This is a genomic window from Bacillus sp. RB3 (assembly GCF_030164735.1).
In the GTDB taxonomy this organism is placed as follows: Bacteria; Bacillota; Bacilli; order Bacillales; family Bacillaceae_G; genus Bacillus_A; species Bacillus_A cereus.
On sequence record NZ_JASNGE010000005.1, the window covers coordinates 130,422 to 150,146 of the forward strand.

Sequence of the window (19,725 nt, forward strand, 5' to 3'; positions counted from 1 at the left end):
AATGAGACGAAGGGTTGTTTTGGTCACAGATGGAGATGAATATGCAAAGCGGACAATTGAGCTTTTAACGAAGGAATTTGGGGGAAGGTGTATTTCAGCATCACAAAGTAATCCAACCAAATTGACAGGGAAAAAAGTTGTTGAGCTTATTATGCAAACGCCATATGACCCTGTATTTGTCATGTTTGATGACAGTGGATTTATTGGAGAAGGATCTGGTGAAAAGGCATTAAAATATGTGGCTACCCATAAACAAATTGATGTGCTCGGTATTTTAGCAGTAGCGTCTAATACGCATCATTGGGAATGGGCACGTGTAGATGTAAGTGTAGATCGGAACGGGAATTTAACCGAATACGGTGTTGATAAATTTGGACTTCCAGATGGTGAAATTGGCAGGATTAGCGGAGATACAATATATTGTTTAGACGATTTAAATGTTCCTGTCATTATTGGAGTCGGTGACATTGGTAAGATGTGTGGAAATGATGAATGGGAGAGGGGATCACCTATTACGAAGAAAGCAATTCAATTAATTTTGGAAAGGAGTGGTTTTTATGACGAAGCCTAAAAAAGTGGATATCCCTATATCAACTTTCATAAGTGACAATGAAAATTATTTAAAGCAGACAGTTGGACTAGGCGTTACATACGATGTCGGCATTCGTAAATTTCAAATTTTGAATAAAGAAATTGGTGTGTTATTTGTAAACGGACTTTGTGATACAAATTATATTATCCCTATTTTAGAAGAAGCGGTGGATACAAATGAGATAAGGGATGTAGAAGAAGATACAGTGAAGCTTTTAGAGAATCGCTTAATCCATCAACAAGTAAGTAAAGTGAAAACGATGGATGAGGTAATGCTCCAAGTATTATCAGGACTGATCGTGATATTTGTGGAAGGTGAAACGGAAGCGTTCGCGATCGATGTTCGTAGTTATCCAGGGCGAACACCGACAGAACCGGATACCGAAAAGGTAGTACGAGGTGCGAGGGATGGATTTGTTGAAAATATCGTTGTAAATACAGCGTTAATTCGTAGGAGAATTCGAGATCCACGTCTTCGAAATGAAATGGTTCGAGTAGGAGATAGATCGCAAACGGATATTTGTATTACATACGTTCAAGATGTTGCAAATCCAGATTTAGTAAAGATTATAAAACAAGAATTAAATAACATCGATGTAGATGGAATTACGATGGCGGATAAAACAGTAGAAGAATTTGTTGTAAAGCAAAGCTATAACCCATTCCCACTTATTCGATATACAGAAAGGCCAGATGTAGCAGCAAATCATCTACTAGAAGGACATGTGTTAGTACTTGTTGACACATCGCCAAGTGCTATGATTACACCGACAACATATTTTCATCATTTACAGCACGCGGAAGAGTTTAGACAAAATCCAGCTGTCGGTACATTTTTACGCTGGGTGCGCTTTTTAGGTGTTATATTCTCGTTATTTTTATTACCATTTTGGTTAGTGTTTGTATTTGATCCAACTCTTTTGCCAGCAAATCTTGCTTTTATTGGACCGACTAAGATGACGCATTTACCAATTTTATTACAGGTGTTAATGGCAGAGGTCGGACTTGAGTTTTTAAGGATGGCAGCCATTCATACTCCAACGCCGTTATCGTCTGCAGCAGGGTTGATTTCCGCTATATTAATTGGTCAAATTGCAATTGATGTAGGTTTGTTTGTGCCAGAAGTAATTTTGTATGTAGCAGTTTCGATGGTTGGTGCATATGCAACACCGAGTTATGAACTAGGATTAGGGAATAAGGTTGGGAAATTGTTTGTTATTATTTTAACAGGTCTCTTCCATGAGATGGGATTTGTAATTGGTATGACGATATTAATTTTATTTTTAACGTCTATAAAAAGTTTACAAACACCTTATTTATGGCCGTTTTTACCATTTGATTGGGGCGCGTTAACAAAAATTTTACTCCGTCCAACGATGTCTAGTTTAAAAGTACGACCAAGTATTGTAAGACCTCAAAATGTAAAAAGACAAAAATAAACGGGATTATACACCCGTTTATTTTTTTTAGCAAAAATTTATTATTTTTTAACAAAAATCAAACATTTTTTGTGTACACTTAGAGTAGATATTGTGTATGAAAGGGGAAGAGGACATGATTAAATTATTTGTAAGTGATTTAGATGACACGCTCGTTTACGATGTGAATCATATGCAAAAAGAAGATGAACGTGCGCTGTGTTGGTTAGCTGAGAAAGGGACAAATATTTGTTTTGCCTCTGGCCGCTTTACACACAGAATTGATGAAGTTGTAAAAAGGTTTGCATTCCCATATTACACAACTGGCTTAAATGGAGCGACAATGTTACTTCCAGATGGAAATTTATTTCATGAATCGAGTTTTGAAAATGTGGTTGCCCAGGAAATATATCGATATATACATAAAAAAGGACTAGCGGATATTGTTTGTGCAAATGAGCAGCGATATACAAAAAGGAAGAATGAACATCACCATAATTTTGAAGCATATATGGGCGTGCACATCGCTGAAATTGAAGCGTTAGAAGAAGAGTTTGGTAAGACTGTACACCCTGCAAAATTGTTTGTTTTTGGAGAAGAAGAGAAAATTGTGACGTTAGATCAAGAGCTACGAGATACGTTTCAAGGCGAAGCGGAAGTTTTTATATCAGGTAAACGCTATGTTGATATTATGCCAAGAGGCGTGAGTAAGGGGAGTGCTCTAAAGCGACTAATGGATTATTTGCAAATTGAAGCAAATGAAGTTGCTTGTATTGGAGATTCTTTCAATGATATTTCTATGTTTGAAGTAACCCCGCATTCATTTACTCTTCATCATGCCCATCCATATGTAAAGGAGAAAGCAAATCATATAGTGCGTTCGGTTGAAGAGGCTGTTATGAAATTACCGTTACTTGTATAAAAAAGAAGCCCGTCATTGGCGGGCTTCTTTTTTACTTGAATAAAGATTTAACAAAATCAATGATACTTGAGAAGAAATCTTTCACTTTATCTAGAAAACTTTGCCCTTCTTCAGATCCTAAAAAGGCAGAAACATGTTCTTTTGCTTTGTTTAATTGACTACCAACTTGATTCCAATCGATATTAAGATTCTTCATTTTATCAAATAACGATACTAAGTTATCTAACTGTTCATCTGTTAATGTAATGCCGAGTTGGTCAGCAATTTTTTTAATTAATGAACGTAAATCTTCTGTTGTTTTTGGCTGTTCTTTTGCAATTTCTTCTTTAATTTTTGCAACAAGTTGAACTGCTTTTTCTTCACCAATTTTATCACCAAGCTGGGCTGTTTGTACCATTTCTTCATTCGCTACTTTTTTAACTTCTTCAGGAATTTGTTTATTGGACGCAGTTTCGTATGCTTTCATTAATCCAGTTAAAGCTGCAGTTCCTGAAACTTTAAAAGGTGCAGTAATTTGAATTTCTGCATCTTTTACACCTGCTGTAATCAAAGCGTTAGTGTACATTGCATCTGTTACCCAGTTAATGTTCTTTGATCGTACAATAAGACCAGATCCTGGTTTTGTGTATGTAATCATAGAAGAAGAAATTGCTCTCGTACCAATTTGTGCTTTTGGAACAATGCCTTCTAGAAATTTATGTTCTTCCGCATTAGATACAGTGATAATTGTAGCATCTTTTGGTGCTTTCATTTCTTTTAACAGATCTTGTTTTTGTTGTTCGGATAAGTTCTCTCCTAATGTAACAATTGATTCTCCCTCGATGATGTCTGCAAATGAAGCTGTTGGCATCATAAATACCGTTACAGCTAATAGCAGAGCTAATAATTTCGTTTTCACGAAAAATCGCTCCCTTTCTCTTTCTAAAATTTTCGGGCAACAAAGTTATTATAGTATATATTTCTTATTTGTCACCTAGCTTTTTCCACATTTCAAAAAAGAAGTATCTAGATTGTCGGATTCTTTTTGTTTCTAGTCATGAATGTGGTAATATAGTGCTGAGATAATTGAAAGGAGACATATACGCATGAAAACTTTAGGATACATATTAATGGAAAACGGTGAAAAAATCGACTTGGAATTTTTCCCAGAAGAAGCACCGAAAACAGTAGAAAACTTTAAAAAATTAGCAGAGCAAGGATTTTATGATGGTGTGACATTCCACCGTGTTATTCCTGGCTTCGTAAGCCAAGGTGGAGACCCAACAGGTACAGGTGCAGGTGGCCCAGGTTACTCTATTCCATGTGAAACTGATGGAAACCCTCATAGACACCTTGTAGGATCACTTTCTATGGCTCACGCTGGCCGTAACACAGGCGGTAGCCAATTCTTTATCGTTCATGAGCCACAACCGCATTTAGATGGTGTTCATACTGTATTTGGTAAAGCAACAAGCGGTATTGAAACAGTATTAAAAATGCGTCAAGGCGATGTAATGAAAGAAGTTAAAGTTTGGGAAGAATAAGGTAAGGAAAAAGAGAGCTTTTGCTCTCTTTTTTATTTTTAATGAGATTGAGTACTTCTTCTACAGCTCATCATACAAGTAGTATTGTTGCTAAAATATATTGCTTGTGAGAACAAACCTTTAACCAATTACATAGAATACATTACATTATATGTTTCAATAAATATTTTTTGTTATATTAATTTTGCTAGAATTGTGCTGCTTTAGGGTAACTATAAATGAAGTGGTGTTGAATGATATGTTTCTTTCCATTCCATATAAAATTTTCTTTTTTTAACTCTATTTATTAAAGGAATAGTGCTGAAACATAGATTTGACTTTCTTCTTTTCGCTTTGTATGATTATCAAGTTGTTTTAGACTCTTCTCACTCTGTTGAAAATATTGTAAAATGAATGTGATATGAAAAGAGTGATTGAGGGGATTACTAGTTTGTAACTTTTGTAAGAAGGGATAAGGGTTATGTTAATTCGTTTTAAAAAAAGTTATGAAAAAATTGCAATGGGGCTTCTTTCGTTTATGCCAACTGAAAAAGATGTGAAAACATTACAATTGACAATGAAAGAATATGAAGCAAAAGATGATTGGCAATTGTATTTGTGGAAAGAAAATGAAGATTTTGTTGGAATAATGGGGATTGTAAAAAAAGAGAATCAAGTATTAGAAATTCAGCATTTGAGTGTGAACCCGTCTCACCGTCATGTGGGGATTGGGACGAAGATGGTTCAAGAGTTAAAGAGTAAATTTCTTGAGTTTACAATTTGCGGAAATGAGCAAACGGCAAGTTTTTGCGAAAAATGTAAAGGGCTAGAACAAAATATACATTCGTGAAAGCAGAGATAAGTAGTTTATTATCTCTGCTTTCTTTTTTGTAATTGTTCGTTTCGTTCAGTAATGACCTCTGTGCGATCACGCAAAGTGTGCTTGTTTATAATATATTCACCTGGGATAGCATTCAAGTCTTTCCAAGAGAGGTTTTGTTTTTGACATAACTCTATGCACTGCTTCTCTAACGATGGATCTGATAAGGGTAAAAATAAAGGTAAAAAACGTTCTTTTTTATGGATAGATTGCAATCTTTCATTGAGCAAGGAAAGAAGTTGTACTTGATTAATTCCTAAACGTTGTAAAGGCACACCGCTTTTTTCTAAAATTATGATTGCGCTTTTCATCATTTTTGTGGAACCATTCCAATTAGCACGTCTTTGGTGGTATAAAGAAACTGCGATTTGAATGAGACCAACTAAGTAATGATCACGATTACCTCTTGGTTTTGTTTTCCAATACTCTTCTAGTATTTCGTGGCATTCAAAATAGTCATAATCTCCATGGAAATGAATTAAAAATTGTATGTATTCGGTAGGATACATGTTTTCTCGCTCCTATCTAACGGTTATACATATAAGTGTATCATAGAAATATGAACAATAAACGACTAGGAGGTTTCCCCCTAGCCGTTATTGTTCATATTAGCAGAAGCAAGCTGCTCCTACAATAATTAGTAAAATAAACAGTACAACAAGTAATGCGAACCCACCGCTAAAACCACAATCAACGTGACCCATAGTTTTTTGACCTCCTACATTGTTCTTACTACACTGTTATCATATGAAGTGGTGGGCATGATGACATAGGCATCGGTCTATTTTTAATTAAATTTCTTAAAAAGGTTGGATAGAACATGAGTATGCTCTATACTTATGTTGTTATAGAAAAAATGTGGTGGGATGCTTTGTGCAATATAATTTTAAAGTAGAGGCTTTTGAAGGGCCGTTAGATCTATTGTTACATTTAATACATCGTTATGAAATTGATATATATAATATTCCTGTAGCAGATATTACAGAGCAATATTTATCTTATGTGCATACGATGAAAGAACTTCAATTAGATGTTGCAAGTGAGTATTTAGTAATGGCTGCAACGTTATTACAAATTAAAAGTAAGATGTTGTTGCCGAAACATGAAGAAGATGTACTTGATAACGGTGATGATTTTATAGATGATCCTCGTCAAGAATTGATGGAGAGGTTAATTGAATATAAGAAATATAAGCAAGTTGCTACTGAGTTAAAAGAAAGAGAACAAGAAAGAGCACAGCTATATACACGTCCACCAATTGACTTTACATCGTTGCAACAAGAAGAGGAGACAAGCTTACCTCTTGATGTTACGTTATATGATATGCTAGCAGCATTTCAAAAATTAATGCGCCGTAAAAAGGCAAAAAAACCTGTAACAACACGTATTACTCGTCAAGAAATACCAATTGAACAGCGAATGACTGATATTTTAAAGCAGTTAAAAATAAAGGGTGGTCGCCAAAGTTTTTACGATTTGTTTGTTGATGATGAACGTGAAATAATGGTTGTAACATTTTTAGCAGTTCTGGAACTTATGAAAAATCAACAAATCATAATTGAGCAAGAACATAATTTTGATGAAATTTTCGTATCAAGCTCTAATAAATCTGCATAGAGCAAGTATGTGAAAATGGGATAGGAACATTTTATCTCATGCTATGTTTTAATGTATCGTTTGGAACAAGAGAAAAAATATTGAACCGAACGCATTAATTGTGATTCGGTTTTTTGATGTGTATTTTTATGGGAAAATAGAAGGAAGGAGCTCGTGAAATGGATAGGAAAGAACAAAAGTCAATTATTGAAGGCCTTTTATTTGTTTCTGGTGATGAAGGGATTTATCCAGAACAAATAGCGAAAGTTCTTGAAATTGAAATGAATGAAGTAATTAATATTTTAGAAGAAATGCAACAAGAATGTGAAGGTGCAAACCGTGGTTTGCAAATTGTACAGTATGCAAAAGTATATCGTTTTGCTACAAAGAAAGAACATGCTTCATATTATCAAAAATTAATAGATACACCAACAGCTGCTTCACTCTCACAAGCTGCCCTCGAAACTTTAGCGATTGTTGCATATCGCCAACCGATCACAAGGACTGAAATGGAAGAGATTAGAGGAGTTAAAACCGATAAGGCGTTACAAACGTTGGTTTCACATTTACTTATAAAAGAAATGGGAAGAGCAGAAGGACCAGGGCGTCCTATTTTATACGGAACAACAAAAGAATTTTTGGACACATTTGGATTGAAAACATTAGATGATTTACCACTGCTTTCTGAAGAGAATGAACAAATGAATGAAGCAGATTTATTCTTCGGTTCCTTACAAGAGATATCGAAATAAAAGCTTAGCATTTTGCTAAGCTTTTTTTGTATATCAATTATTTACAGTGCCATACTAAATGAAAAAAGGAGACGAGTTATGAGAGGTATGCGGATTATTTTATTATTAGTTTCTGTTTTATTATGTTTTTCTTTAAATAGCGCATCAGCTAAAAGGTATATGATGTCCATTCATACTACGTCTCCTTTACATATGCATCGGCAACATCTTAGTAAAATGAAAGTGAGCTTTTTAAAAGTGGGGCAAGGTGACGCAACACTTATTATAATGCCAAATGGACAAACAATGTTAATTGATGGAGGACCTTATGAAGCAGGAGAGGTTATTATTCAGAAATTAATTGAGAAAGGGATTAATCATTTAGATGTAATTGTCAGTACGCATCCCGATATGGATCACATAGGGGGGTTAATTCCAATTGTAGAGCAAATGCCGGTATCGCTTATATTAGATAGCGGAAAAACATATAGTTCTCTTACTTATCATACGTATCGGAATAATATTAAAAAAAGAGGGATACCTTTCGTTTCAGTAAAGGAAGGACAATATATACCGCTGGATCCACATGTTTCTATACAAGTATTAAACAACGGGAAATCAAAAGATGAAAATAATGAATCCTCAATTGTTTTAAAGGTGCGATATGGAAAAGCGGATTTTTTATTAATGGGTGACGCGGATGTACGGACAGAACATGAAATATTAAAACAATTTGATGTCCATGCAGATGTGTTAAAAGTGGGGCATCACGGCTCATATACTTCAACAAGTGAAACGTTTATAAAAAAAGTGGAACCGCAGTTTGCTATTTTGTCGTACGGGAGTAGTAATCCGTATGGACATCCTCACCAAAGTGTAGTGAAACGCTTAAAAAGGCACGGTATAATGGTATATAGAACGAATAAACGTACAGTAGAAATGGAAACAGATGGTGAACATATTATGTTAGAGTCTAGCGGGTTAATGCCATTATTGAAGTGATTTCTAGATTAGGGGGCGATACTGTCCCTTTTTGGAAAAATGAATAATATATATTATAATTATAAGAGACGTAAGAAATTTCCTTTTCTGTTGAATAAAAAGGAAATTTCATTAGAATGTATAGACAACTACTCGTGCGTATATTAAGATGGAACTAGGCGAATAAGGTAATAATAACAAGTAGGTAATTCATGGGAAAGGATCGATGAAAATGAAAACGCAAATTGTCATCAATGCCAAAATTTACACAGGTCAAGAAATAGTGGAAAACGGATTTATTCGTTACGCAGAAACCATTAAAGAAATTGGTTTGATGGCTCAATATGTACCACAAGAAAATGAAACTGTTTTTGATGCTACAGGGAAGATTGTAATTCCAGGTATGATCGATGTTCATATTCATGGTGGATACGATATTGATGCGATGGATGCAAATAGCGATGGGTTAGTAACTCTAGGTAAAGAAATGTTAAAAGAAGGGGTTACAACTTACTTCCCAACAACAATGACACAAGCTCCAGAGGCAATTGAAGCAGCGTTAACTGCTGCAAAAGAAGCAAAAGAAAAAGGAGCGCATTTCGAATATATTCACTTAGAAGGACCTTATGTTTCAAAGAAACGTGCAGGTGCACAACCACTTGAACATATCGTTCCTGCAAATATTGAGCAATTTAAACAATGGCAAGAAGCAAGTGGGAATTTAATTAAATTAGTAACATATGCACCAGAAGAAGAGGGAGCATTAGAGTTTGAACAATATCTTGCTGAAACTGGTGTAGTTGGCACAATGGGGCATACAGATGCAATTGATGCGCAACTAAAAAATAGAAAGATTACACATGCGACACATTTATACAATCAAATGCGTGGATTACATCACCGTGAACCAGGAGTTGTTGGTCATGTGTTATTAAATCCAGATGTAATGGTTGAAGTAATTACAGATGGCATTCATATTCACCCTGATATGGTGAAATTAGCATATAAGTTAAAAGGACCAAAAAAAGTAAGTGTTATCACTGACGCAATGCGTGCAAAGGGTCTTGAAGATGGATTATATGAGCTTGGCGGACAGCCAGTACATGTAAAAGATGGTAGTGCTCGATTAGAAGATGGAACGTTAGCTGGTAGTATTTTAAAAATGGATCAAGCTTTCCGAAATGTAATTGAATTTACAGGTTGTTCAATCGAAGATGCAGTACTGATGACATCAGTTAACCAAGCAGAAGAGTTTGGATTAAATAATAAAGGTGCATTAGCGGTAGGAAAAGATGCAGACTTTGTTGTGATGAATGAAGATTTACATGTATATGATACGGTTCGTTTAGGAATTCATATGAAGGAAGGGAAGTAATTAAATGAATATTCTTGTTGTAAAAACTCCAGAAGAACTAGCAGAAGCAGGTTATAAATTAATTGAAGAAGTTGTAAAAACAAAAGAAAATCCAACATTAGGAATGGCTACAGGAAGCTCTCCATTAGGTATTTATGCAGAAATGCGAAAAAATAAACTTGATACAAGCCGTGTAACCACTGTAAACTTAGATGAGTACGTAAATTTACCACATGAAGATAAAAACAGCTATCACTATTTCATGCAAGAACAGTTGTTTGATCATCTTCCATTTAAACAAACTTATGTACCAAACGGGATGGCAAGTGATTTAGAGGAAGAGTGCAAACGTTACGAGAGCATTCTAGCTGCTAACCCAGTTGACCTACAGATTCTTGGAATCGGTGAAAACGGTCACATCGGATTTAATGAGCCAGGAACACCGTTTAATTCTCCAACAAACATTGTTGAATTAACAGAATCTACACGCCAAGCAAACCTTCGCTTCTTCGAAAAAGAAGAAGATGTGCCAACTCATGCGATTACAATGGGAATTGGAAGCATTATGAAAGCGAAACAAGTTCTACTAGTTGCTATGGGTTCTAAAAAGGCAGAAGCTGTTAAAGAATTATTGCAAGGTGAATATAGTGAAGAGTGTCCGGCTACAGTTTTACAACGTCATCCGAATGTAACCGTAATCGCTGATCAAGAAGCTCTATCTTTATGCAGTGAGGCGATTGCTGATGAACATCGACAAGTATTCACCATTTCCGATCTATTATCAGATTCAAGAGTGGGTGAAACAGCTAATTGAGGACGGCGAATGGAAGCCGGGAGATAAAATCCCATCTGAGAATGAACTTTGTGATAAGTTCGAAGTGAGTCGAATGACAATCAGACAGGCGATTAATAATTTAGTGGAACAAGGCTATTTATATCGGAAGCGTGGAATTGGAACATTTGTCCAACTTCCGAAAGTGGAACAAAAATTGCAAGGAATGACGGGATTCACAGAAGACATGATTTCTCGTGGGATGAACCCAAGTAGTCAATTACTTAGTTTCCGCCTAGTTCCAGCTACTGCGAAAATAGCAGACCGGTTGAGAATACAGGAGGGGGAATCGGTTTATGAAGTGAGGCGTATTCGCTTAGCTGATGATGAACCGATTGCTTTTGAGACGACATATTTGTCGCCAGCTCTTGTAAAAGATATTAACGAAGAGATATTGCAACAATCTTTATATGAACATTTAGAGAAAAAACTGGGCTTTAAACTTGTTAGCGCTACTCAGTCAATTGAAGCTTCCGTTGCGACGGAAAATGAAGCTGAACATCTGCATATTCCTAAAAAGGCGCCTGTACTTGTAATGCGTCAATGGTCATATTCAGAAGGTGAGGTACCGCTAGAGTACGTGAAATGTATTTATCGTGGAGATCGTTATAAATTTATTACGAATATCGCACGTAACAAATAGTATATTTCAGTTTGTGAAGTACAGTGGAATTGAAAATGGTTAACATGTAAAGAAATAAAAATACGACTCATCCTTATAAGGAATGAGTCGTATTTTTATTATGAGCAATTACGTGGTTAACAGCATCTTTGACGTGATTTACTACATAGTGAGCGTGATTTTTTACTGCATCATCTGCTTGTGACATAGCAAAACTGTGAGGAGTTAAAGAAAACATAGGAATATCATTGTAAGAATCCCCTATACAAGCAATTTCCTCAGGTTTTATTTGAAACTCATTTAATAAAACAGAAATGGCAGAGCCTTTACTAACATTCGGTGGCATTACATCTAAACATTGTTCTGCTGAGATGAAAGTACTAACTTTCCCGTGGAATTTTTCATCAATTTTTTTCTGAAGGAGTTGTAAGCTCTCCTTTGTTCCACCGACAGAAATTTTATTTGGGAAAATTGTATCATCAATCTTCTGTAGTAAGTTTGGTTCTTCAACAGAAGTCATAGTTACTTGTTGTTCAAGTTCTTGAATAAAAGGTGTTTTCTCTTCAATGTAATAATTATGCTCATCACTTACATAACGGAAATAAGGATCTTCATTCGTCATAGCTAACAAATCGGGAAGTATGCTGGAATCAAAAGTTGCAGATAATAGTTGTTTATTTTCATGTGTATATACAAAAACACCATTTACACTAATGCGATGAAAATTTGTATTTACAGCTTTCATTAAGTCTGCAATTTCATTATCAAGTCTTCCGGAAGCGAAGCAAAGAATAACATTTTGTTCGGCAAGGCTGCGTAGTGCCGCAACATCTTGTTCATCAATAAGACCTCCGTGTTGCATCATTGTACCATCGATATCACTTACAAACATTTTAATCATGCTGTTATCTCCTTTCTATGTACAGTTGCTCTTACATTATACGCATCATATATAAACATGTCTAAAAAATGAATTTTTATTAAATGGCAGATGTTTTACATTGACGACAAAGAAGAATATTCTGTAACATAAAAGTAGGCTATTTAAGTACGAGGGTGGTGTTATATGAGTAATTATCTAGAAATTAAAAAAGTTTTAAATAATAATGTCATCATTGCTAGCCATCCGGAACACGAGGAAGTAGTAGTGATTGGTAAAGGAATTGGATTTGGGAAAAAAGCGAAAGATGTATTGGAGCAAGAACAAATCGAAAAAATGTTTGTCTTAAAAAATGAACGTGATCGTGAACAATACAAATTATTAGTGCCGCATATTAGTGAAAAATTAATTGAATTGATGAACGATATTATGCTGTACATTCAAGAAAAAGCGAAATCTCCACTAAATGAACATATTCATATTGCGTTAACGGATCATATTTCATTTGCGATTAAAAGGTTAAAACAAGGACTTACAATTGATAACCCTTTTTTAGTTGAAACAAAAATGCTCTATCCAGAGGAATATGAAATTGCGGAAGGTGTTGTACAACTTTTAAATTCTCGTTTGCAAATTACATTGCCAGAAGGAGAAATTGGTTTTATTGCACTTCACATTTACAGTTCGCTTACAAATTCTGATTTATCTTCAGTTAATCAAAACTCCCGTCTCATTGCACAACTTGTATCTTTAATTGAGACAAACTTACAAATTACATTAGACCAAGAGAGCATTCATTATTTACGCCTTATTCGTCATCTTCAATATGCTATTGAGAGGGTGAAAAAAGGAGAAAAAGTAGAAGAATCGCAAAGTTTTGCTGATTTATTAAAGGCGGAGTATCCAGTTTGCTATAACTTGGCTTGGAAGCTAGTTAAGGTCATGCAAAAAGAGTTGCAACTACCTGTATATGAAGCTGAAAGTATTTATTTAACGATGCACTTGCAACGCTTAGTGAAGGCAGAGCATGTGTAAAAAGTCATATATTTTTGTCTAAAATGAAAACGTTAAAAAAAATGATTGAATCGCTTACAATAGTTATGTATAATAACTATTGCAAAGTTATACAAATTTCGACAAACACATTAAGGTGAGTAACGAAAACGTTTGCCTTAATTATAGTGAACTTATACGTAAACCTATTTTTGACACGTGTTACTGATTCGATCAGGCATGAGTGGAGAAAAGTAAGGAATGTAAGCTAGAGAAAGGGATATACTACCCTTTGTATAGCTATCGTTCTATCTTTTTTTCCTCATGTCTTTTTGGCGTTTGTCGGAAGGTATCAATATAGATAAGAGAGGAAGGGTTTCCATGTTTAAGAAGATCTTTGGTGTTCTTCAAAAAGTCGGAAAAGCGTTAATGCTTCCAGTAGCGATTTTACCGGCGGCAGGTATTTTACTTGGATTTGGTAATGCATTTCAAAATCCACAGTTAACAAATGTTATTCCTGCTTTAAAAGCAGATTGGTTCGTAATGGTTGCAAAAATTATGGAACAATCTGGTGATATTATTTTCGCTAACCTTGCATTATTATTCGCAGTTGGGGTAGCAATTGGTTTAGCTGGTGGAGACGGAGTAGCTGGTTTAGCAGCATTCGTCGGCTACTTAATTATGAACAAAACGATGAGTGTGTTCTTAGAAGTAGATAAGCTAGTGAAAGTAACAAGTTCTGGAGCAGACCCAGTAAAAATTGGATTTGCAGATCCAGCGTATGCAAACGTATTAGGTATTCCAACGCTACAAACAGGAGTATTTGGTGGTATTATCGTCGGTATAGTAGCGGCATATTGCTATAATAAATACTTCAACATTGAATTACCATCATACTTAGGTTTCTTTGCAGGTAAGCGCTTCGTACCGATCGCAACTGCAACATTCTCTTTAATAGTAGGTATTATCATGTGCTTCATTTGGCCATACATTCAAGGTGGCTTAAACACGTTCTCACATCAAATGATTGATGCAAATAGAACAATCGCAGCATTTATATTCGGTTTAATTGAACGTTCATTAATTCCATTTGGATTACATCACATTTTCTATTCACCGTTCTGGTTCGAATTCGGTCAGTATACAAATGCAGCTGGCGAATTAATCCGTGGTGACCAAAAAATCTTTATGGCACAGTTAAAAGACGGTGTAGAATTAACAGCAGGTACATTTACAACTGGTAAGTATCCGTTCATGATGTTTGGTCTTCCAGCAGCAGCTTTAGCAATGTACCATGAAGCACGTCCAGAAAATAAAAAATTAGCAGCAGGTATTTTAGGTTCTGCAGCATTAACATCTTTCTTAACAGGTATTACAGAGCCACTTGAATTTTCATTCTTATTCGTAGCGCCAGTATTATTCGGAATTCACGCTGTATTTGCTGGTCTATCATTTATGACAATGCAAATTTTAGGTGTTAAAATTGGTATGACATTCTCTGGTGGTTTAATTGACTTCCTATTATTCGGTGTATTACCAGGCCGTACAGCATGGTGGTGGGTAATTATTGTTGGTCTTGTACTAGCAGTTATTTACTACTTCGGATTCCGCTTTGCAATTCGCAAATGGAATCTAAAAACACCTGGTCGTGAAGTGGCAAATGCAAATGACGGCGCAGGAAAAGCAGAAGCAGGCGAACTTCCTCGTGAAGTATTAGTAGCACTTGGTGGGAAAGAAAACATTGCTTCTTTAGATGCTTGTATTACTCGTTTACGTGTTCAAGTTAACGAACAAAAGAATGTAAACAAAGACCGCTTAAAAGAACTTGGAGCAGCTGGTGTACTTGAAGTTGGAAATAACATTCAAGCTATTTTCGGGCCGAAATCTGACACATTAAAATCACAAATTCATGATATTATGTCAGGTCGTACACCTCATGTTGAAAAAGAAGAACCTGTAAAAGTGGAAGAAACTCCTCAAAAAGTTGATGAAAATGAAACAATTGTATCACCAATCGAAGGGAAAATCTTACCAATTACAGAAGTGCCTGACCAAGTATTCTCAGGAAAAATGATGGGAGACGGATTTGCAATTGAACCAACTGAAGGAACAGTAGTTTCTCCAGTGAACGGTGAGATTGTCAATGTATTCCCTACAAAACATGCGATTGGCATTCAATCTGAAGGCGGAAAAGAAATTTTAATCCACTTCGGTATTGATACTGTAAAATTAAATGGTGAAGGTTTTGAAGCGCTTGTAGCACAAGGCGACAAGGTGAAACAAGGCCAACCATTATTAAAAGTAGATCTTGCATTTGTAAAAGAAAATGCACCATCTATCATTACACCAATTGTCTTTACAAACTTACAACAAGGGCAACAAGTCGAATTGAAAAAAGATGGAAATGTTAAGAAGGGCGAAACCGCTATTATTGACATTCAGTAGGAATTTGACGCAAAATGTTTATAATTATAATAGGCGATGTGGTTGACCGAACATCGCCTATTATATACAATAGATGGTGTAGTACTCACGTCTATACAACTAAAAAATACTGTAATTTAAAGGAGATAAATTATCATGGAAAAAATCTTTAAAGTAACTAGCGACTCAGGAATTCATGCTCGTCCAGCAACTCTACTTGTAAACACTGCAAGCAAATTCGGTTCTGACATTAACTTAGAGTATAACGGAAAGAACGTTAACTTAAAATCAATCATGGGCGTTATGTCTTTAGGCATTCAACAAAACGCAGAAATTAAAATCACTGCAAATGGTGATGATGCAGCTCAAGCACTAGCAGCTATCGAAGAAACTATGAAAAACGAAGGATTAGGAGAATAATGACTCTTAACATTCAAGGGATCGCTGCATCAAGTGGGATTGCTATTGCAAAGGCTTTCAGACTTGAAAATCCTGAATTTAACATCGAAAAGAAATCAATTACAAACGAAGCTGCAGAAATTGCACGCTTAGACGCTGCGCTTGAGAAAGCAAAAACTGAATTAGAAGCTATTAAGGACCACGCATTTGCTGAGCTAGGTGCTGACAAAGCTGCGATCTTTGAAGCACATTTATTAGTGTTAAATGATCCAGAACTAGTAAACCCAGTAAAAGATAAAGTAAATAGCGAAAAAGTAAATGCTGAATTTGCAATGGATGAAGTTGCATCAATGTTTATTTCTATGTTTGAAAACATGGATAACGAATATATGAAAGAACGTGCTGCGGACATTCGTGACGTAACAAAACGCGTTCTTGCACATTTACTAGGAATTAACTTCTCAAATCCTGGTACAATTTCTGAAGAAGTAATCATCATTGCTGAAGATTTAACACCATCTGATACAGCTCAGTTAAACCGTAAGTATGCAAAAGGTTTCACTACTGATATCGGTGGACGTACATCTCACTCTGCAATTATGGCTCGTTCTATGGAAATTCCAGCTGTTGTTGGTACGAAAGTTGTTATGGAGAAAATCCAAAACGGCGATATCGTTATCATTGACGGTTTAGATGGAGAAGTAATCGTAAACCCATCAGAAGAAACTCTTCGTTCGTTTGAAGAAAAGAAAGCGAAATTTGAAGAGCAAAAAGCTGAATGGGCTAAATTAAAAGACCAAGCTACTGTAACAAGTGACGGACATCACGTTGAGCTTGTTGCAAATATCGGAACACCAAATGATGTACAAGGTATTATCGATAATGGCGGAGAAGGCGTTGGCTTATACCGTACAGAATTCTTATACATGGGCCGTGACAATCTTCCAACAGAAGAAGAGCAGTTCGAAGCGTATAAAGCAGTTCTTGAAGGTGTAAAAGAAGGTCAACCAGTCGTTGTTCGTACACTTGACATCGGTGGAGATAAAGAGCTTCCATACTTACATTTACCAAAAGAAATGAACCCATTCTTAGGATACCGTGCAATTCGCTTATGTCTTGATGAGCAAGATGTGTTCCGTACACAACTTCGTGCATTACTTCGTGCTAGCGTATACGGTAACTTAAAAATTATGTTCCCAATGATTGCAACTCTTGATGAGTTCCGTCAAGCGAAAGCGATTTTATTAGAAGAGAAAGCGAAACTTGTAGAAGCGGGTACAACTGTTTCTGATTCTATTGAAGTTGGTATGATGGTTGAAATCCCAGCTTCAGCAGTATTAGCAGATCAATTCGCGAAAGAAGTTGACTTCTTCTCTATCGGAACAAATGATTTAATCCAATACACAATGGCTGCAGACCGTATGAACGAACAAGTATCTTACTTATACCAACCATATAACCCATCTATTTTACGTCTTGTAAAAATGGTTATCGATGCTGCTCATAAAGAAGGCAAATGGGCTGGTATGTGTGGTGAGATGGCGGGTGATTCACTTGCTATCCCATTATTATTAGGATTAGGTTTAGATGAGTTCAGTATGAGTGCAACATCTATTCTTCCTGCAAGAACACAGCTAAGCAAGTTGTCAAAAGCAGAAATGGAAACATTAGCAGAAAAAGCATTAATGATGTCAACTGCTGAAGAAGTTGTTGAACTAGTTAAAAGCATATAATCAATAAAAAAACCTGAGCCGATTTGAAATCGGTCTCAGGTTTTTTCTATGAGAAAAGTAAACCTTATTTGCTTACTATCGAGGATAAGAGACAGAATTAGATAGCGATTGCAACGATATCAGTTGGGCATACACGTAAAATACCAGTAAAAGTATTTCGATTTTGATTGTTCTTATCGTCTTTATTGTTATCTTTGTTATCTTTGTTATTACGAGCTAAAGCAGAGAAAAGAGCAACACCGTTAGCGAAACCTTCAAAAATTACATTATTGAAAGTGCCATTACCTCTAATGCTTAAAAGAGAAAGCTCTGTTCCAACTGAAATGCTAGCAAGTACGTTACATACAGCTGGTTGTTGTGGTCTAACTACTTCTCTCTCTTTCTCGCGATGTTCGCGATGGTCACACTCTCTTTCACGATGATGACAGTCTCTAAAGTTATCACAGCATCCAAATGATCCAAACATAATCCTCATCACCCCCTTCACACTTATAATCTATGTAAGTTCGGTAGTTAGTGACTGGACAGAGAGTGGAATTTTTTCTAGGGGATTTTCTCATTTTAAATGACTAGCTGGGTGTTTAGTATGGAATGATGTTTAAAATAGGGGGAATATAACAAAAAAATGTAAAAACCACCGAAATAAATGAAATGGGTAGCCTTTACACTTTTTTACTTTTATATAAAACGATGATATATACAGGAAGAGCTAGGAGTAGTGGCACAATGGATCGTGCAGTATGTTTTTCTGATTCTAATTGGAATGCTTCTTCTTTTGGAAATTGTAAAATGGAGATGTTTGCGGCATCACCAATAAAATATAGAAGCAGTACAGTTACTATGTAACATAAAAGTGCGATAAAGCTTCCGTATGAACTCAATGAAAATCCCTCTCTTGTTATCTATTTGTTATCATTGTATCACAATTGTAACAAAAATACACGGGTATATTTCAACACCCTAACAAAATTCGACACGAAACGTCACGTTTATTTATGAGGAGGGAATAGAATATACTTTTCTATAAGTATAAATGTCGAATGATTTGTAGTAATATTACAAAAGTATGACAGGAAATAAAAAACGAAGGCAACGTAGTTACCTTCGTTTTTTATTATTTTGCCCACTCACTCACTTGCTCTACGCTCATGCGAGGTGCAGGGTGGCCTTTTAAAGTTGATTCACCAATTGTAATAAGCATAATTGGAACGTAACGAGATGAAACGTTAAATTCGTCTGTCAGTGCTTGTGGATTGAAGCCACCAATAGCACAAGTATCCCAACCAGTTGCTTTAGCTGCAAGCATAAGTTGCATTGCTGCTAAAGATGCATTTGAAAAGGCAGCATCTCTTGGGAATTGTTCACGAGCATATGCAGATTCAATATTTTTAGCTAAGCGTTCTTTTGCTTCTTCTTTCATAAATCCTTGTTCTACAATTGGACCATATACTGGCTCAACATTTTTATAAGCTTCTAAATCGCCTAAAATAGCGACTACTGCAGAAGCATCAAGAATTTGTTGTTGGTTATAAGCTATTGGGTGTAATCGTTTTTGTACATCTTCGCCTTGAAAAACAAGGAATTTCCAGTGTTGTAAGTTCCAAGCGGAAGGTGCTTGTGCTGCGGCTTTTAAAATCTCATGTAATTCTGTAGATGAGATTTCTTTATTTGGGTTGAATGCACGTGTAGATGTGCGTTCATATAGAACGTCAAAAAAGTTGTCGTTTGTCATTGTATATCCTCCAAATTGTATATCGAATTATTTTCAAAAAAATAATATACACTACTTACATTTTGTAAGTTATCGAATTTAAGAATATAATATCTTTATTTTAATTGTCAAGTTTTAAAAATTAGCTAGGGCATT

The 19,725-nt window shown here is 35.7% G+C and carries 22 protein-coding genes; 15 read left to right on the forward strand and 7 right to left on the reverse strand.

Annotation, left to right across the window (positions count from 1 at the left end):
- Position 1 precedes the first annotated feature (1 nt).
- From spoVAEA to QO049_RS09715, 3 genes are all read left to right on the forward strand, one after another.
- On the forward strand, positions 2 to 571 hold the full coding sequence (gene spoVAEA, locus QO049_RS09705; protein ID WP_246961089.1) for a stage V sporulation protein SpoVABEA: 570 nt from the start codon (positions 2 to 4) through the stop codon (positions 569 to 571).
- Positions 558 to 2,030 carry a spore germination protein SpoVAF gene (spoVAF, locus tag QO049_RS09710; RefSeq protein WP_000165596.1) on the forward strand — a complete coding sequence of 491 codons (1,473 nt, stop codon included), beginning with the start codon at positions 558 to 560 and terminating at the stop codon, positions 2,028 to 2,030. Before spoVAEA ends, spoVAF begins: the two co-directional genes overlap by 14 nt.
- A gap of 97 nt (positions 2,031 to 2,127) precedes the next feature.
- On the forward strand, positions 2,128 to 2,931 hold the full coding sequence (locus QO049_RS09715) for a Cof-type HAD-IIB family hydrolase (RefSeq protein ID WP_002062280.1): 804 nt from the start codon (positions 2,128 to 2,130) through the stop codon (positions 2,929 to 2,931).
- Between the two features lie 31 nt (positions 2,932 to 2,962).
- Here the strand turns inward: QO049_RS09715 and QO049_RS09720 are convergent, their stop codons facing one another.
- On the reverse strand, positions 2,963 to 3,829 hold the full coding sequence (locus QO049_RS09720) for a DUF1002 domain-containing protein (protein WP_000850515.1): 867 nt from the start codon (positions 3,827 to 3,829) through the stop codon (positions 2,963 to 2,965).
- A 187-nt stretch (positions 3,830 to 4,016) separates the two neighbouring features.
- On the opposite strand from QO049_RS09720, the gene QO049_RS09725 reads away from it, so the two are divergent.
- Positions 4,017 to 4,454 (forward strand): peptidylprolyl isomerase, encoded by a 438-nt coding sequence (locus QO049_RS09725; protein WP_000853782.1) that lies wholly within the window; start codon positions 4,017 to 4,019, stop codon positions 4,452 to 4,454.
- Positions 4,455 to 4,914: 460 nt separating this feature from the next.
- Complete coding sequence (gene ribT / locus QO049_RS09730; RefSeq protein WP_000908401.1) at positions 4,915 to 5,283, forward strand: GNAT family N-acetyltransferase RibT; 369 nt, start codon at positions 4,915 to 4,917, stop codon at positions 5,281 to 5,283.
- A gap of 20 nt (positions 5,284 to 5,303) precedes the next feature.
- Here the strand turns inward: ribT and QO049_RS09735 are convergent, their stop codons facing one another.
- On the reverse strand, positions 5,304 to 5,822 hold the full coding sequence (locus tag QO049_RS09735) for a DUF309 domain-containing protein (protein WP_087948576.1): 519 nt from the start codon (positions 5,820 to 5,822) through the stop codon (positions 5,304 to 5,306).
- Positions 5,823 to 5,921: 99 nt separating this feature from the next.
- Positions 5,922 to 6,017, reverse strand: coding sequence for a YjcZ family sporulation protein (locus tag QO049_RS09740; protein ID WP_000510194.1), 96 nt, complete (start codon positions 6,015 to 6,017; stop codon positions 5,922 to 5,924).
- Positions 6,018 to 6,186: 169 nt separating this feature from the next.
- On the opposite strand from QO049_RS09740, the gene scpA reads away from it, so the two are divergent.
- The 6 genes from scpA (at position 6,187) to phnF (ending at position 11,450) form a co-directional block, all read left to right on the forward strand.
- Positions 6,187 to 6,930, forward strand: a complete 744-nt coding sequence (scpA, locus tag QO049_RS09745) for a segregation/condensation protein A (protein ID WP_001199753.1) — start codon at positions 6,187 to 6,189, stop codon at positions 6,928 to 6,930.
- A gap of 158 nt (positions 6,931 to 7,088) precedes the next feature.
- Positions 7,089 to 7,661, forward strand: coding sequence for a segregation/condensation protein ScpB (scpB, locus tag QO049_RS09750; protein ID WP_000375170.1), 573 nt, complete (start codon positions 7,089 to 7,091; stop codon positions 7,659 to 7,661).
- Between the two features lie 78 nt (positions 7,662 to 7,739).
- On the forward strand, positions 7,740 to 8,642 hold the full coding sequence (locus tag QO049_RS09755) for a ComEC/Rec2 family competence protein (RefSeq protein WP_001214829.1): 903 nt from the start codon (positions 7,740 to 7,742) through the stop codon (positions 8,640 to 8,642).
- A 211-nt stretch (positions 8,643 to 8,853) separates the two neighbouring features.
- Positions 8,854 to 9,996 carry an N-acetylglucosamine-6-phosphate deacetylase gene (gene nagA, locus QO049_RS09760; RefSeq protein WP_001987227.1) on the forward strand — a complete coding sequence of 381 codons (1,143 nt, stop codon included), beginning with the start codon at positions 8,854 to 8,856 and terminating at the stop codon, positions 9,994 to 9,996.
- 4 nt (positions 9,997 to 10,000) lie between these two features.
- Positions 10,001 to 10,789: a glucosamine-6-phosphate deaminase gene (nagB, locus tag QO049_RS09765; RefSeq protein WP_001024210.1), complete on the forward strand. Its 789-nt coding sequence runs from the start codon at positions 10,001 to 10,003 to the stop codon at positions 10,787 to 10,789.
- Positions 10,719 to 11,450 (forward strand): phosphonate metabolism transcriptional regulator PhnF, encoded by a 732-nt coding sequence (phnF, locus tag QO049_RS09770; RefSeq protein WP_021727649.1) that lies wholly within the window; start codon positions 10,719 to 10,721, stop codon positions 11,448 to 11,450. The genes nagB and phnF overlap by 71 nt, the downstream gene beginning before the upstream one ends.
- A 73-nt stretch (positions 11,451 to 11,523) precedes the next feature.
- On the opposite strand, the gene QO049_RS09775 is transcribed toward phnF, so the two are convergent.
- Positions 11,524 to 12,330, reverse strand: a complete 807-nt coding sequence (locus tag QO049_RS09775; RefSeq protein WP_000594244.1) for a Cof-type HAD-IIB family hydrolase — start codon at positions 12,328 to 12,330, stop codon at positions 11,524 to 11,526.
- A 165-nt stretch (positions 12,331 to 12,495) separates the two neighbouring features.
- Here QO049_RS09775 and glcT point away from each other — a divergent pair, with 165 nt between their 5' ends.
- The 4 genes from glcT to ptsP all read left to right on the forward strand — a co-directional run bounded on the left by glcT (position 12,496) and on the right by ptsP (position 17,858).
- Entirely contained in the window at positions 12,496 to 13,344 is an 849-nt protein-coding gene (glcT, locus tag QO049_RS09780) for a glucose PTS transporter transcription antiterminator GlcT (protein ID WP_000073854.1), read from the forward strand.
- 339 nt (positions 13,345 to 13,683) lie between these two features.
- Complete coding sequence (gene ptsG, locus QO049_RS09785; protein ID WP_000473174.1) at positions 13,684 to 15,747, forward strand: PTS glucose transporter subunit IIABC; 2,064 nt, start codon at positions 13,684 to 13,686, stop codon at positions 15,745 to 15,747.
- A 135-nt stretch (positions 15,748 to 15,882) separates the two neighbouring features.
- Positions 15,883 to 16,146 (forward strand): phosphocarrier protein HPr, encoded by a 264-nt coding sequence (ptsH, locus tag QO049_RS09790; RefSeq protein WP_000411080.1) that lies wholly within the window; start codon positions 15,883 to 15,885, stop codon positions 16,144 to 16,146.
- On the forward strand, positions 16,146 to 17,858 hold the full coding sequence (gene ptsP, locus QO049_RS09795; RefSeq protein ID WP_000174207.1) for a phosphoenolpyruvate--protein phosphotransferase: 1,713 nt from the start codon (positions 16,146 to 16,148) through the stop codon (positions 17,856 to 17,858). The genes ptsH and ptsP overlap by 1 nt, the downstream gene beginning before the upstream one ends.
- A 97-nt stretch (positions 17,859 to 17,955) precedes the next feature.
- On the opposite strand, the gene QO049_RS09800 is transcribed toward ptsP, so the two are convergent.
- The 3 genes from QO049_RS09800 to QO049_RS09810 all read right to left on the reverse strand — a co-directional run bounded on the left by QO049_RS09800 (position 17,956) and on the right by QO049_RS09810 (position 19,590).
- The gene (locus tag QO049_RS09800) at positions 17,956 to 18,324 is read right to left on the reverse strand and encodes a DUF3915 domain-containing protein (RefSeq protein WP_000468039.1); all 369 of its coding nucleotides are present in this window, start codon (positions 18,322 to 18,324) and stop codon (positions 17,956 to 17,958) included.
- 196 nt (positions 18,325 to 18,520) lie between these two features.
- Positions 18,521 to 18,739, reverse strand: a complete 219-nt coding sequence (locus QO049_RS09805; protein WP_000100485.1) for a hypothetical protein — start codon at positions 18,737 to 18,739, stop codon at positions 18,521 to 18,523.
- Positions 18,740 to 18,972: 233 nt separating this feature from the next.
- Positions 18,973 to 19,590 (reverse strand): nitroreductase family protein, encoded by a 618-nt coding sequence (locus QO049_RS09810; protein WP_000180372.1) that lies wholly within the window; start codon positions 19,588 to 19,590, stop codon positions 18,973 to 18,975.
- Positions 19,591 to 19,725: the final 135 nt, after the last annotated feature.